The sequence below is a fragment of the Sphaerotilus natans genome (assembly GCF_900156335.1).
In the GTDB taxonomy this organism is placed as follows: Bacteria; Pseudomonadota; Gammaproteobacteria; order Burkholderiales; family Burkholderiaceae_C; genus Sphaerotilus; species Sphaerotilus natans.
In genome coordinates, this window is record NZ_FTMZ01000004.1 from 87194 (window position 1) to 100315 (window position 13122).

Annotated in this window: 13 protein-coding genes and 1 pseudogene; 9 read left to right on the forward strand and 5 right to left on the reverse strand. The window is 72.6% G+C overall.

Annotated elements, in window-relative coordinates:
- Positions 1 to 119 precede the first annotated feature (119 nt).
- Genes BW996_RS05135 through BW996_RS05150 form a run of 4 tightly spaced genes read left to right on the forward strand, consistent with a single transcriptional unit; the run spans position 120 to position 4887 of the window.
- A complete protein-coding gene (locus BW996_RS05135; RefSeq protein WP_051631441.1) occupies positions 120 to 1589 on the forward strand; it encodes an efflux transporter outer membrane subunit in 1470 nt (489 codons plus the stop codon).
- 21 nt (positions 1590 to 1610) lie between these two features.
- Positions 1611 to 2975 (forward strand): efflux RND transporter periplasmic adaptor subunit, encoded by a 1365-nt coding sequence (locus tag BW996_RS05140; protein WP_051631440.1) that lies wholly within the window; start codon positions 1611 to 1613, stop codon positions 2973 to 2975.
- Positions 2972 to 3682 (forward strand): ABC transporter ATP-binding protein, encoded by a 711-nt coding sequence (locus BW996_RS05145; protein WP_037477490.1) that lies wholly within the window; start codon positions 2972 to 2974, stop codon positions 3680 to 3682. The genes BW996_RS05140 and BW996_RS05145 overlap by 4 nt, the downstream gene beginning before the upstream one ends.
- A complete protein-coding gene (locus tag BW996_RS05150; RefSeq protein WP_037477488.1) occupies positions 3679 to 4887 on the forward strand; it encodes an ABC transporter permease in 1209 nt (402 codons plus the stop codon). Before BW996_RS05145 ends, BW996_RS05150 begins: the two co-directional genes overlap by 4 nt.
- A 179-nt stretch (positions 4888 to 5066) precedes the next feature.
- On the opposite strand, the gene BW996_RS21230 is transcribed toward BW996_RS05150, so the two are convergent.
- Entirely contained in the window at positions 5067 to 5288 is a 222-nt protein-coding gene (locus tag BW996_RS21230; protein WP_139330756.1) for a hypothetical protein, read from the reverse strand.
- A gap of 33 nt (positions 5289 to 5321) precedes the next feature.
- Here BW996_RS21230 and BW996_RS05155 point away from each other — a divergent pair, with 33 nt between their 5' ends.
- On the forward strand, positions 5322 to 5729 hold the full coding sequence (locus BW996_RS05155; protein WP_037477486.1) for a hypothetical protein: 408 nt from the start codon (positions 5322 to 5324) through the stop codon (positions 5727 to 5729).
- 186 nt (positions 5730 to 5915) lie between these two features.
- Here the strand turns inward: BW996_RS05155 and BW996_RS05160 are convergent, their stop codons facing one another.
- Positions 5916 to 7553, reverse strand: a complete 1638-nt coding sequence (locus BW996_RS05160) for a magnesium transporter CorA family protein (protein ID WP_037477484.1) — start codon at positions 7551 to 7553, stop codon at positions 5916 to 5918.
- An 84-nt stretch (positions 7554 to 7637) separates the two neighbouring features.
- Here BW996_RS05160 and BW996_RS05165 point away from each other — a divergent pair, with 84 nt between their 5' ends.
- Positions 7638 to 8885, forward strand: coding sequence for a glycosyltransferase (locus BW996_RS05165; RefSeq protein WP_037477483.1), 1248 nt, complete (start codon positions 7638 to 7640; stop codon positions 8883 to 8885).
- Positions 8886 to 8910: 25 nt separating this feature from the next.
- On the opposite strand, the gene BW996_RS20985 is transcribed toward BW996_RS05165, so the two are convergent.
- The gene (locus tag BW996_RS20985) at positions 8911 to 9492 is read right to left on the reverse strand and encodes a substrate binding domain-containing protein (RefSeq protein WP_081837903.1); all 582 of its coding nucleotides are present in this window, start codon (positions 9490 to 9492) and stop codon (positions 8911 to 8913) included.
- A 137-nt stretch (positions 9493 to 9629) separates the two neighbouring features.
- Positions 9630 to 9818: pseudogene (locus BW996_RS22050) on the reverse strand (helix-turn-helix domain-containing protein); the annotation flags it as partial.
- Positions 9819 to 9899: 81 nt separating this feature from the next.
- Here BW996_RS22050 and BW996_RS05175 point away from each other — a divergent pair.
- Complete coding sequence (locus tag BW996_RS05175) at positions 9900 to 10316, forward strand: tautomerase family protein (RefSeq protein ID WP_037477481.1); 417 nt, start codon at positions 9900 to 9902, stop codon at positions 10314 to 10316.
- Between the two features lie 18 nt (positions 10317 to 10334).
- Here BW996_RS05175 and BW996_RS05180 read toward each other — a convergent pair whose 3' ends face one another.
- The gene (locus tag BW996_RS05180; protein WP_139330757.1) at positions 10335 to 11405 is read right to left on the reverse strand and encodes an adenosine deaminase; all 1071 of its coding nucleotides are present in this window, start codon (positions 11403 to 11405) and stop codon (positions 10335 to 10337) included.
- A 106-nt stretch (positions 11406 to 11511) separates the two neighbouring features.
- Between BW996_RS05180 and BW996_RS05185 the strand changes: the two genes are divergently transcribed.
- Together BW996_RS05185 and BW996_RS05190 are read left to right on the forward strand one after the other, a co-directional pair.
- Positions 11512 to 11844: a c-type cytochrome gene (locus tag BW996_RS05185; RefSeq protein ID WP_037477477.1), complete on the forward strand. Its 333-nt coding sequence runs from the start codon at positions 11512 to 11514 to the stop codon at positions 11842 to 11844.
- Positions 11844 to 13121, forward strand: a complete 1278-nt coding sequence (locus BW996_RS05190; protein ID WP_037477475.1) for an NAD(P)/FAD-dependent oxidoreductase — start codon at positions 11844 to 11846, stop codon at positions 13119 to 13121. The genes BW996_RS05185 and BW996_RS05190 overlap by 1 nt, the downstream gene beginning before the upstream one ends.
- The last annotated feature ends 1 nt before the right edge of the window (position 13122 follow it).

Consider the following 13122-nt stretch of genomic DNA (forward strand, 5'->3'; position numbering starts at 1 on the left):
GCGGCGACATGATTCTTTACCGGGGACGCATCAGGAACCCGGAGCGGGCTTGATAAAAATCAGGGTAAACCCTTGGCTTCGCCACGAGCATGCTTCCACATGCCGTTGCAGCCCCCGCGATGACCCTGACCCCTCCGCACCTCGCGCCACCGGTGCCCCGCCGGCTGACCCTGCTGGCCCTGGCGCTGCTGCTGGTCGGCTGCACCAGCCTGCCGCACACCACGGCCACGACACGCGCCGAAGCTGCCCTGCCGCCGATCACCGGCACAGACACCCCGGCCGCGACGCTGCCCGCGCTGTCGCGCTGGTGGCAGCAGTTCGATGATCCGCAGCTCGGCGCGCTGGTCGAAGAGGCGCTGACCGGCAATCTGGACATCGCCTCGGCCCGGGCCCGGGTGAACCAGGCGCGGGCGCTGCGCGAGCAGGCCGCCGCCGCGCTGGCGCCGCAGCTCGGCCTGGGCGCCAGCCTCACCCGCCAGCGCAGTAGCGGCAGCACGACGACGGTGCTGGCGCCCCAGCTTTCGGCCAGCTGGGAGCTCGACGCCAGCGGCCAGCTGGCCGCCACCGAGCGCGGTGCGGCGGCCGACCTGGCCTCGGCCGAGGCCAGCGCGCAGGCCAGCGCGCACAGCGTCGCTGGCGAGGTCGCGCTGGCGCATGTCGCGCTGCGCGGCAATCTGGCGCGGCGCGCGCTGGTGCAGGCCAGCCTCGAGGCGCAGCAGCAGACGCTGCAGCTCACGCAGTGGCGCGCGCAGGCCGGCCTGGCTTCGACGCTGGATGTCGAGCAGGCGCGCACCAGCCTCGAGCAGACCCGCGCCCAGCTGCCGGCCTGGGACACCGCGATCACCCAGGGCGAACATGCGCTGGCGGTGCTGCTCGGCCTGGCGCCGAAGGCGCTGCAGGCCCGGCTCGGCCGCGACGACCGCCTGCCCTCGCCCGGCGAGGCGCTGGCCACGCTCGACCGCCAGCTCGAAGCCGGGGTTCCCGCCGGGTTGTTGCGCCGCCGCCCCGATCTGGTCGCCGCCGAGGCCACGATCGGCGCCGAGCTGGCCCGGCTGGATGCGCGCCAGGCGGCACGCCGGCCGGACTTCTCGCTGTCGGGCACGCTGGGCTGGCGAGCGCTGACGCTGGCCGCGCTGGGCGGCAGCGGCACGCTGGTGGCCACGCTGGCCGCCTCGGTCGACTGGCCGGTGCATGACGGCGGCCTGCGCGCCGCGCAGGTCGAGGCGCAGCAGGCGGTGCTGGCGCAGGCGCGACTGAGCTGGCGCGCCGCCACGCTGGCCGCCGCCCAGGACGCCGAGGACAGCCTGGCCGCAGCCGCCGGCAGCCGGGCGCAGGCGCGTGCGCTCGGGGAGGCGGTCAGCGCCGCCACCCAGGCGCTGGCGCTGGCCCGCCAGCGCTACCAGGCCGGCCTGATCGACTTCACCACGCTGCTCGACGCGCAGCGCACGCTGCTGACGCTGCAGACCAGCCAGGTCGGCGCCGAGGTCGAGCTGCGCCAGAACCTGATCCGCCTGTTCAAGGCCCTCGGCGGTGGTCTGTCCGCCGCCGATCTGGCGGCGCTGCCCGTGCACGCCGCCTCCACCCGCTGAATTCCCCCCCTCCCGTCTGCCATGGCCTCCGCTGAACCCCACCGCTCCCGCGCCGATGACCCGGCCGCCGTCGCCGACCTGCTGGGCAGCGCCGCATTGCCCCGCCCGTGGTGGCGCCGCCGCAGCGTCTGGATCGGCGCGGCGCTGCTGCTGGCCGCCGGCGCCGGCCTGCTCGCCTGGCAGGGCCGCCAGCAGGCCCAGGCCGCGCCGCGCTTTCTCACCGAGCCGCTGGCCCGCGGTGACCTGACGATCACCGTGACCGCCAACGGCACGCTGCAGCCGATCCGCCAGGTCACGATCGGCTCGGAGCTCTCCGGCACGATCCGCAAGGTCCATGTCGACGTCAACGACGAGGTGCGCGCCGGCCAGGTGCTGATCGAGCTCGACACCACCAAGCTCGACGACCAGATCGCCCGCTCGCGGGCGACGCTGGCCTCGGCCCAGGCCACGGTGCGCCAGGCCGAGGCCACGCTGGCCGAGCAGCGCGCCAGCCTGACGCGGCTGGAGGAGGTGTCGCGGCTGTCGGGCGGCCAGGTGCCCTCGGGCACCGAGCTGGACGCCGCCCGCGCCGCGCTGGCCCGCGCCGAAGCCGCGCTGGGCAGCGCCCGCGCCAGCGTGACCGACGCCACCGCCGCGCTGCGCATGGACGAGACCAGCCGGGGCAAGGCCGAGATCCGCTCGCCGATCGACGGCGTGGTGCTGACCCGCTCGGCCGAGCCGGGCAATGCGGTGGCCGCCTCGCTGCAGGCGGTCACGCTGCTGACGCTGGCGCAGGACCTGCGGCAGATGAAGCTGCAGGTCAAGGTCGACGAGGCCGACGTCGGCCTGGTGCAGGCCGGCCAGCGCGCCAGCTTCAGCGTCAGCACCTGGCCGGCGCGGCGCTTTCCGGCCGAGATCGCCCGGGTGGCCTACGGCTCGACCACCACCGACAACGTCGTGACCTACGCCACCGACCTGAAGGTCGACAATGCCGACCTGAGCCTGCGCCCAGGCATGACCGCCACCGCCACCATCGCCGCCACCGAGCGCCGTGGCGTGCTGACGGTGCCCAACACCGCGCTGCGCTTCACGCCGGCCGCCGCCGGCACGGAGGCGGCAGCCGGCGACACCGGGCTGCTGTCGAAGCTGATGCCGCGCCCGCCCGGCGCCAGCACCCCGAAGCGCAGCGGCGGCGCGAAGACGACCGAAGGCGGCCAGCGCCAGATCTGGATCCTGAAGGACGGCGTGCCGCAGCCGCTCACCGTCACCACCGGCCTGAGCGACGGCCGCCGCACCGAGGTCAGCGGCGAAGGCCTGGCCGAGGGCGCGCCGGTCATCACCGGCCAGGCCAGCGCCAGCGCCAGCGCCGGTGCCGGTGCCGGCAGCACACCGGGCAGCACCCGATGAGCGCCAGCCCCCCGCCGCTGATCCGGCTGCGCGGCATCGAGAAGATCTACGGCCAAGGCCAGGCCGCCTTTCACGCGCTGCGCGGCATCGACCTCGATGTCGACGAGGGCGACTTCATCGCGGTCATGGGCCCGAGCGGCTCGGGCAAGTCGACGGTGATGAACATCCTGGGCTGCCTGGACGTGCCCAGCGCCGGCCAGTACCTGTTCCGCGGCGTGCACGTCGAGCGCTTCGACCGCGACCAGCGCGCGCGGCTGCGCCGGCAGTACCTCGGCTTTGTCTTCCAGGGCTTCAACCTGCTGGCGCGCACCTCGGCGCAGGAGAACGTCGAGCTGCCGCTGCTCTACCGCGGCGAGCCGGCCGCCGCGCGCCAGAAGGCCGCGCGCGAGGCCCTGGCCGCGGTCGGCCTGAGCGGCTGGGAGCACCACACGCCGGCCGAGCTCTCGGGCGGGCAGCAGCAGCGCGTGGCCATCGCGCGCGCCATCGTCAGCCGCCCCACCGTGCTGCTGGCCGACGAGCCCACCGGCAACCTCGACACCGCGCGCAGCCGCGAGATCATGGCGCTGCTCACCGGCCTGAACCGTGACCGGGGCATCACCGTGCTGATGGTCACCCACGAGCCGGACATGGCCGAATACGCGCGGCGCATCATCCGCTTCGTCGACGGTCGCATGGACAGCGATGTCCGCCAGGAGCGGACCCCATGATCGGCAACACCCTGCTGCTGGCGATCCGCGAGATCCGCCGCAACCTGCTGCGCTCCTTCCTGACGATCCTGGGCATCGTCATCGGGGTGAGCGCCGTCATCACCATGGTCACGCTGGGCCGCGGCGCCACGCAGGCGGTGCAGGCGCAGATCGCCAGCCTGGGCAGCAACCTGCTGCAGGTCCGCCCCGGCCAGCGCATGGGGCCGGGCGGCGGGGGCTCGGGCGCGCCCTCGTTCCGCGAGGCCGATCTGGACGCGATCGCCGCCCAGATCGCCGGCGTGGCCGCGGTCGCGCCGGAGGCGCGCAGCAGCGTCACCGTGGTGGCCGGATCACGCAACTGGTCGACCAGCGTGACCGGCACCACCAACGCCTGGCTGAAGACCGGCAACTGGACGCTCTCGGCCGGCCGCGCCTTCGAGGACACCGAGCTGCGCGCCGGCAGCGCGGTCTGCCTGATCGGCGCGACGCTGCTGCGCGAGCTGTTCGCCGGCACCGATCCGCTGGGGCAGACCCTGCGCATCAAGCAGTTCTCGTGCACGGTCGTCGGCGTGCTGGCCTCCAAGGGCCAGGCGGCGATGGGCATGGACCAGGACGACACGGTGATCGTGCCGCTGCGCACGCTGCAGCGCCGCGTCACCGGCAGCCTGAACATCGGCACGCTGCTGGTCTCGCTCGAGGACAGCGCCGACAGCCGAGCGGTGCAGTCCAGCCTGCGCCAGCTGCTGCGCGAGCGGCGCAAGCTGGGCGCGAGCGACGACGACAACTTCAACATTCTCGACACGCAGCAGCTGGCCGAGACGATGAGCGGCACCACGCAGCTGATGACCTCGCTGCTCGGGGCGGTGGCGGCGGTGAGCCTGCTGGTGGGCGGCATCGGCATCATGAACATCATGCTGGTGAGCGTGACCGAGCGCACCCGCGAGATCGGCGTGCGCCTGGCCATCGGCGCGCTGGAGCACGAGGTGCTGCTGCAGTTCCTGATCGAGGCGGTGGTGCTCTCGAGCTTCGGCGGCCTGGTGGGCATCGCGCTGGCGACCGTGGCCTCGATCGGGCTGTCCTCGCTGCTGGCCATGCCCTACGCCTTCCAGCCCGGCATCAACGGCCTGGCCTTCGTGTTTTCGGCCGCGATCGGCGTGGTGTTCGGCTATGTGCCGGCACGGCGCGCGGCACGCCTCGATCCGATCGAGGCGCTGCGGCACGAATGATCAATCCGCACTGATCGTGGTCTTGAGTATTCGCCGCAGGCCGCTTCTCTGCGGCGGAAAACTCGCTTTCCGGTGCACGGCGCCTGATGGCAGTGCAACACCCGAGTTTTCATCGCACCACAAGATGACATGCCGATGAAAATCGCACCAATACTGCACCGGAGCAGGAATATTCATCGTCACCGATGCACCAGATAATCCACCACAAATAAGGGTTGACCCGGGGCACCCGCCCCGAATAGATTGTCGACACCTGATGCATCCGGTTTTCCGGAATCCGGTTCATTCGACAGTTCATTCGACTTTTCTGGTTCCTGAGTCTCTTCTGGCGACCTCTTTCCTGCTGTCCTTGCGGCCTTCTTTCCGCTCGTTCCCGTGTCCGCCGCGACCGTGGTCGCCATCGCAGCGGACCCCCTCGATGTCCGGAGACGATCATGCGCAAGACCGCACCATCGGCCGACATGCCGTCGGTCCCCGTGCCGCCGGCGCCGGCGCCGATGCCGGGCAGTGGCGTGCCGCGCGAGCTGCTGATGCGCCACCCACGCACCGGCGAGGAGCGCATCGCGCCGGTGGGCTATGCCTGGTCGGTGCTGCTGGCCGGTCCGTTCGTGCTGGCCCGGCGCGGTGACTGGTCGATGGCGCTGGCCTGCCTGCTGCTGCCGCTGCTGGGTCAGGTGCTGCTGGCGCCGCAGGCCAATCGCCGCCATCTGCGCCGGCTGGTGGCACGCGGCTACCGGGCGGTGAGCACGGTTCCCGGCCGCGTCAGTCATGTGGAATGGGCGCTGGGCATGCAGATCCCGCGCTACAGCGGTCGCCGAGAAGACATCTCGCGCTTCGAGTAGGACGCCGACCTGGCCCGATCCCGCAGCCGACGTGAGCGGGTGCGGGTCGTTCAGGGCCACCGTCTTCACGCGCTCGGGCCCATGGTCCTGCCACCGGCCCCGCGCATCCGGCAGAGAAGCGCCACCGCCATGCCGCTCATCGGCGCGGGTCCGGCCTCAAGTCGGCGCCCGTGAGGCCGACGCCGCTCAGCGCGGCCGTCCCTCGCCCGGTTCGGGGCGCAGTCCCAGCTTCTGCCCGACCGTCAGCCGCTCGTCCGACAGCACGTCGAGAAAGTCCGACAGGCGCTTGGAGCGCACGATCATGTAGCCGGTCAGCAGCAGCGAAGCCAGCAGCGTGATCCCGAGAATCAGCAGGCGCTCGGGCCAGGGACGATCGGCCTCGTCGAGCAGGTTCATGCCGAGAAAGCCGGTCGACAGCGTGCCGATCAGCCCGGCGATCGTCACCACCGTCAGCCGCACCACGGTGTTGGCCTGCCGGCGCAGGCTGTCGGTGTCGAGGTAGGTGTTCATCTCGCTGACACGCTCGCGCACCTCGGGGTGCAGCGCATCCAGGCCGAGGTGATCGGCGCACAGTCGGTGCAGCGCGCGGGTCTGGGCCTGCTCGGACAGGTCGTGGAACCAGTAGCGGTGGGTGAAGCGCAGGAAGGTCTCGAAGTTGCCGCGCACCGCGCGCTTGAAGCGCTTGACCGAGCTGGCGTCATGGATCTCCAGCGCGTCGAGCGCCACCACCAGCCGGTCGGAGAACATCAGCAGCGCCGCCTTCTGGAAGTGCGCGATCAGGAACATCAGGAAATGCTGGTGGCGGAACTGCGCCAGCACGCCGCGCTCGCGGTCGACGAAGAAGCGCGAGCCCGCGCGCCCGACCACCACCAGCGCATGGCCGCAGCACAGATAGCGGGTGAAGGGCGCCGCGCCGCCGGGGCGCCAGAAGCGGTCGTAGCAGTGGCGGGCCTCGAAGTCGGCGACATGGCGCTCGGCGAAGGGCAGCTCGTCCTCGCCGTCGCTGCCCTGCCCGGCCACCAGCCCGAGGCGGATGAAGTCGGCGCGCCCGAGCGCGGCCGGATCGTCCAGCGCCAGCCAGGCCATCACCGGCATGCGGTGGTACTCGATCTGGCGCACCCGCAGCAGCGGGCCCGCGCCATCGTCGGGTTCCTCGTCCTGCTCCGGGCGCAGCGGCTGCAGCAGCCAGCGCCAGTGCGCCGCCAGCCGCGGCGCGCGGTGCAGGCCGACGAAGTCCAGAAAGGCCTGGCGGTCGGCCGCGTCCGACGCGCACAGCGTCCGGTCGTCGGCGCCGAGCCACTCGACCTCGCTGGCGCAGTGCAGCGGCTGGCCCTCGCCGTCCCAGCCCGGCGGATAGGCGCGGCCGAAGCGGTAGAGCAGCTCCTGCGCCACCGGCAGCGGCAGCTCGTCGGCATGGACCTCGACATGCAGCACCACCACGTCGACATCGTGGAAGAAGTAGAGGTCGACATGCTCGACCGCCAGCCGCAGCGCCGGTTGGTCCGGCGCCAGACGCAGGCGCACCGCCCGCACGTCATCGCGGCGCAGCACCCGCATCGACGAGCCCCCTCCGGTGCGCGCACTGCCGGCGCGCGGCCCGTCGCCGTAGAGGAAGCGCTGCACATGCGGCAGGAAGGTCACGAACTCCTGGTAGTGGCGCTCGCTCGACGGGCCGTGGCGCATCTCGGCGGCCTCGCGCCACGGACTGCCCGGGCGCTCGAGCACCGCGGTCCAGGGCTGCAGGCGCAGCCGCTCGTCCTGGCGCGGCAGCAGCTGCAGCGGCCACAGCAGGCGCTGGCGGAAGTGGCGAATCATCAGGCTCATGGCTCAGGATTGTCCACATCGCTCGGCTGCAGCGGCGATGCAGCCTTCTTTCAATTCCGGAACCTCGCGATACTGCCCGGCATCATGCGCATCCTCTTCGTCCACCAGAACTTTCCCGGCCAGTACGTCCACCTCGCCCCGGCGCTGGCCCAGGCCGGTCACGAGGTGCGCGCGCTGATGCTCGAGCCCACCGCGCGGCCGCTGCCCGGCGTGGCCTGCACCCGCTACAAGGTCACGCGCAGCAGCACGCCGCAGATCCACCCGTGGGTGGCGGAATACGAGACCAAGGTGCTGCGCGGCGAGGGCTGCGCACGCGCCGCGCTGGCGCTGCGCGAGCAGCACGGCTTCATGCCCGACGTGATCTGCGTGCATCCCGGCTGGGGCGAGGCGCTGTTCCTGCGCGACATCTGGCCCGAGGCGCGCCAGCTGCACTTCGTCGAGTGGTTCTACGGCTGGGAGGGCCACGACGTGACCTTCGATCCGGAGTTCCCGCCGCGCGGCATCGAGGCGCGGCTGAGGCTGCGCGCGAAGAACACCCACCTGCTGCAGGGCCTGGTCGACATGGACGCCGGCGTGTCGCCGACCGCCTGGCAGCGCTCGACGGTGCCGCAGGCCTTCCAGCACAAGATCCGCACGCTGCACGACGGCGTCGACACCGACCTGATCCGCCCCGACCCCGAAGCGGTCTTCGAGCACGGCGCGCTGCGACTGCGCCACGGCGACGAGGTGCTGAGCTTCATCAACCGCAACTTCGAGCCCAACCGCGGCTATCACGTCTTCATGCGTGCGCTGCCGGCGCTGCTGCGCGAGCGCCCGCAGGCGCAGGTGGTGCTGGTCGGCGGCAGCGGCGTGTCCTACGGCGCGCGCCCGCAGGACGGCCGCAGCTGGCAGGACACGCTGCTCGCGGAGATCGCGCCGCAGCTCGACGAGGCGATGCGCGCGCGCCTGCACTTCGTCGGCCGGCTGCCGCATCCGCAGCTGATGAAGCTCTACCAGGTGACCCGCGCCCATGTCTACCTGACCTACCCCTTCGTGCTGTCGTGGTCGATGCTGGAGGCGATGTCGGCCGGTGCGCTGGTGATCGGCTCGCGCACCGCGCCGGTCGAGGAGGTGATCGAGCACGGCCGCAACGGCCTGCTGGTCGACTTCTTCGACCGCGAGGGCCTGGTGCGCACGATGGCCGACGCGCTGGCCGCGCCGCCCGGCACGCATGACGCGATCCGCAGCACCGCGCGCGAGACGATCGTGCGCCGCTACGACCTGCGCCGCGTCTGCCTGCCGGGGCAGGTGGCGCTGGTCGAGGAGATCGGGCGCGGCCCGCGGGTCGCCTGACGGCCACGGTCAATGCCGCGACCGGTCAACCGGCCTCGCGCATCGCCTCGGCCAGGAAGTCGACCACCGCCTGGATGCGCGGCAGCCGGTCGCGCTCGGGCAGCATCACCGCCCAGACCGGCGCCCAGCCCGGATCGCGGAACGGCGCCAGCACCTCGACCAGCTCGCCGCGCGCCAGCAGCGGCGCAACCAGCAGCGTGCTGTGCCAGCCCAGGCCGAGACCTGAGCGCACCATTTCCAGCCCGAGCCAGGTGGTGTTGGCACTGAAGCGACCGCTCACCGGCCAGGGCCGGCGCTCGCCGTCGACCACGAAGGTCCAGCGGTTCAGATGCCCGGCGTTCAGGTGCGTGACCAGCGGAAAGCGCGCCAGATCGGCCGGCGTCTGCGGCGTGCCCAGCCGCGCCAGCAGCGCAGGCGCCGCGCAGACGACGCGCCGGAAGCGCCCGACCCGGCGCGCCACCAACCCCTCGTGGCGCAGATGGTTGGTGCGCAGCGCAACATCGAAGCCTTCGGCCGCCAGATCGACGATGCGGTCGTCGGCATGCAGCTCGATGCGCAGGTCGGGTGACGCGCCGCCAGCGCGGGCAGCGCCGGCACGACAAAGCACTGCGCCAGCGCCGGGCTGACCGCCAGCCGCACGACGCCGCTGGCGCGCTCGCGCCGTGCCGACAGCTCGTCGGCCAGATCGCCCAGCGCGGCCAGCACCTGGCGGGCATGCTGCAGCAGCGTGCCGCCCTCCGGCGTCAGGCTCAGGCCGTGGGTCGAGCGGCGCAGCAGCCGCACCCGGTAGAGCGCCTCCAGCCGGTCGACCGCGCGCGCCACCGCCGAGAACGAGCCCAGCTCGGCCACGTGCACGAACAGCGCCAGGTCGGCTGGCGCGGCATGGGCGGGCGCCTCGGGCGGAAAGGCATCAGGACGGGTCTTGCTCGGCATGCAAAGGCGCTGGGCACGGCGGGGACTGTCCCCGGGCGGGCGTGAAACCTAGTCTAGCGCCATGTTCCACGGGAGATCCCCATGCCTCTGCTGACCCTGAGCACCTGGCCGGCGCTGACGCAGCCCGAGCAGCGCCACGCCATCGCCCGCGAGCTGACCGGCCACACCGAGCGGCTGCTCGGCAAGAAGCGCGCGCTGACCGCGGTCGCGGTGCTGGCCGAGCCGATCGGCTGGACGATCGGCGGCGAGCCGGTCGAGCCACCGGACCGCGCCGCCGAGGCCGGCCCGGCGCGGTCCACCTTCGCGCTGGAGATCCGCATCACCGCAGGCACCAACACCGCGCAGCAGAAGGCCGACTGGATCGCCGCGGCCTGGGACACGCTGCGCCGCGCGCTGCCGGAGGCGCTGGTCGAGGCCAGCTACGTCAGCGTGCTCGAGCTGCCGGCCGACGACTGGGGCTGGGGCGGCCGCACGCAGGCGGCGCGGCTGCCCCGCTGAGTGCGCCGAACCCGCGCCTCAGCCCGCCGCGAACACCGCGTCGAGCCGGTGCTGCCAGACACGCTTCTGGTCGGCGTCGACGAAGCTGGCCTCGAAGCTGTTGAGCGCGAGCTGGTAGGCGTGGCGGGCGGTGAGCTGCGGCTGCGCAGCGAAGAGCTCGACGAAGTTCTGGTTCATGTAGCCGCCGAAGTAGGCCGGATCGTCCGAGTTGACCATCGCGCACAGGCCGGCGTCGAGCAGCGCGCCGATGTTGTGCTGCGTCAGGTCGTCGAAGACGCACAGCTTGACGTTGGAGAGCGGGCACACCGTCAGCGGCGTGCGCGCGGCCGCCAGCCGCGCCACCAGCGCCGGGTCTTCCAGGCTGCGCACGCCGTGGTCGATGCGCTCGCTCTGCAGCAGGTCCAGCGCCTCGACGATGTAGGCGGGCGGGCCCTCCTCGCCGGCGTGCGCGACGATGTGCAGGCCCAGCTCGCGGCAGCGCGCGAAGACGCGCTCGAACTTGCTCGGCGGGTGGCCGACCTCGCTGCTGTCCAGCCCGACGCCGATGAAGTGGTGCCGCCACGGCAGCGCCTCCTCCAGCGTCGCGAAGGCCTCCTCCTCGCTGAGGTGGCGCAGGAAGCACAGGATGAGCTTGGCGCTCACGCCCAGCTCGGCGTGGGCGCGGTGCACCGCGTGGTTCAGGCCCTTGATGACCGTCTCGAAGGGCACGCCGCGCGCGGTGTGGGTCTGCGGGTCGAAGAAGATCTCGGCGTGCACGACGTTGTCGGCGGCGGCCTTCTCGAGGTAGGCCCAGGCCATGTCGAAGAAGTCCTGCTCCTTGAGCAGCACGCTGGCGCCGGCGTAGTAGATGTCGAGAAAGCTCTGCAGGTCGGTGAAGGCGTAGGCCGCGCGCAGCGCCTCGACGTCCGCGTAGGGCAGCGTCACGCCGTTGCGCTGCGCCAGCCGAAAGATCAGCTCGGGCTCCAGCGAGCCCTCGATGTGGATGTGCAGCTCCGCCTTGGGCATCAGGCGCAGCAGCGCGGGCAGCCGCTCCGGCGCGATCGCGTCGAGGCGGGCGGGCGTCATTCCGGCAAGCAGGGCAGCGGTCATGATGAATGGAACTCCAGGGGTCTGAGGGAAGACCCGATTATCCGCAGCCACGCCGCCAGCGGCACCATGGGTGCCCGCGTGTGACGCGTTCACGGAAGAAGCCACGATGCCCCTGCCCCCCCGCCTGCTCGCGCCCGCACTGCTGGGCCTGATGCTGATGCCGCCGGCCGGCGGCGCCGAGACCGGCCCCCGCGCCGAGGCGCTGCACCTGCGCGCGCTGGCCGCCGGCTGCGCGCAGTGCCACGGCACCGACGGGCGCGCGGTCGAAGGCGCCAGCCTGGCGGCGCTGGCCGGCCGCGACGCGGGCGAGCTGCGCGCGCGGCTGCGGGCCTTCCGCACGGGCAGCGCGCCCGCCACCGTGATGCACCAGATCACCCGCGGCTACAGCCCCGAGCAGCTCGACGCGCTGGCGAAGCATTTCGCCCGCCAGAGCCCGTGATGCGCCGCCGCCGCTGTCTCCAGGCCCTGATGGCCGCCGGCGTGACCGGCCTGAACGGCTGCGCCGCGCCGCGCGGCTCGGCGCTGGCGCGCGCGCGCGTGCTGGTCGTCGGCGGGGGCTACGCCGGCGCGACCGCGGCCAAATACCTGCGGCTGCTGTCGGACCAGGCGATCGACGTCACGCTGGTCGAACCCAACCCGCAGCTGGTGTCCTGCCCGATATCGAACGGGGTGATCGGCGGGCTGCGCACGCTGGACGACATCACGCTGTCCTACGACCGGCTGAGCGCACGCCATGGCGTGCGCCGGGTGCAGGACCGCGTCGCGGCGATCGACCCGCAGCGCCGCGTCGCGACGCTGGCCGGCGGCGCGCGGCTCGGCTACGACCGGCTGGTGCTGGCGCCGGGCGTCGATTTCCTCTGGGACCGCATCGAGGGCCTGAAGGCGGCGCATGACGCGGGCCGCGTGCTGCACGCCTGGAAGGCCGGCGCGGAAACGCTGGCGCTGGCGCGGCAGATCGAGGCGATGCCCGACGGCGGCACCTGCGTCATCGCCATTCCCGAGGCGCCCTACCGCTGCCCGCCTGGCCCCTACGAGCGCGCCTGCCTGATCGCCGCCCGGCTGCGCCGCACCCACCCGCGCGCGAAGGTGCTGGTGCTCGACGCCAATCCGGACATCACCTCCAAGGCGGCGCTGTTCCGCCAGGCCTGGAAGGATCTGTACCCGGGCATGATCGAGTACCGGCCGCAGCACCGCGTCACCGGCGTCGACGCGCGCACGATGACGCTGCGCTTCGAGGTCCAGGAGGACCTGCGCGCCGATGTCATCAACCTGCTGCCGGACATGCGTGCCGGCGACCTGGCCGCGCACGCTGGCCTGGCCACCGCCAACGGGCGCTGGTGCCCGGTGGACTTTCTCGACTTCCACTCGGTGCACGCGCCGGACCTGCATGTGCTGGGCGACGCGCTGCAGAGCGCGCCGGGCATGCCCAAGTCCGGCCACATGGCCAACGCGCAGGCCAAGGTCGCCGCCGCGGCCATCGTCGCGGCGCTGCTCGACCTGGAGGTCGATCCGCGGCCGATGCTCAACAACGTCTGCTACAGCCTGGTCGACACGGACCAGGCCATCCATGTCGCCAGCGTGCACGCCTGGCAGCCGCAGCAGCGCAGCTTCGTGCCGGTGCCCGGCGCCGGCGGCCTGTCGGCGCAGCGCTCCGCGCTGGAGGCCCGGCACGCCGAGGCCTGGGCGCGCAACATCTGGGCGGACATGCTGGGCTGAA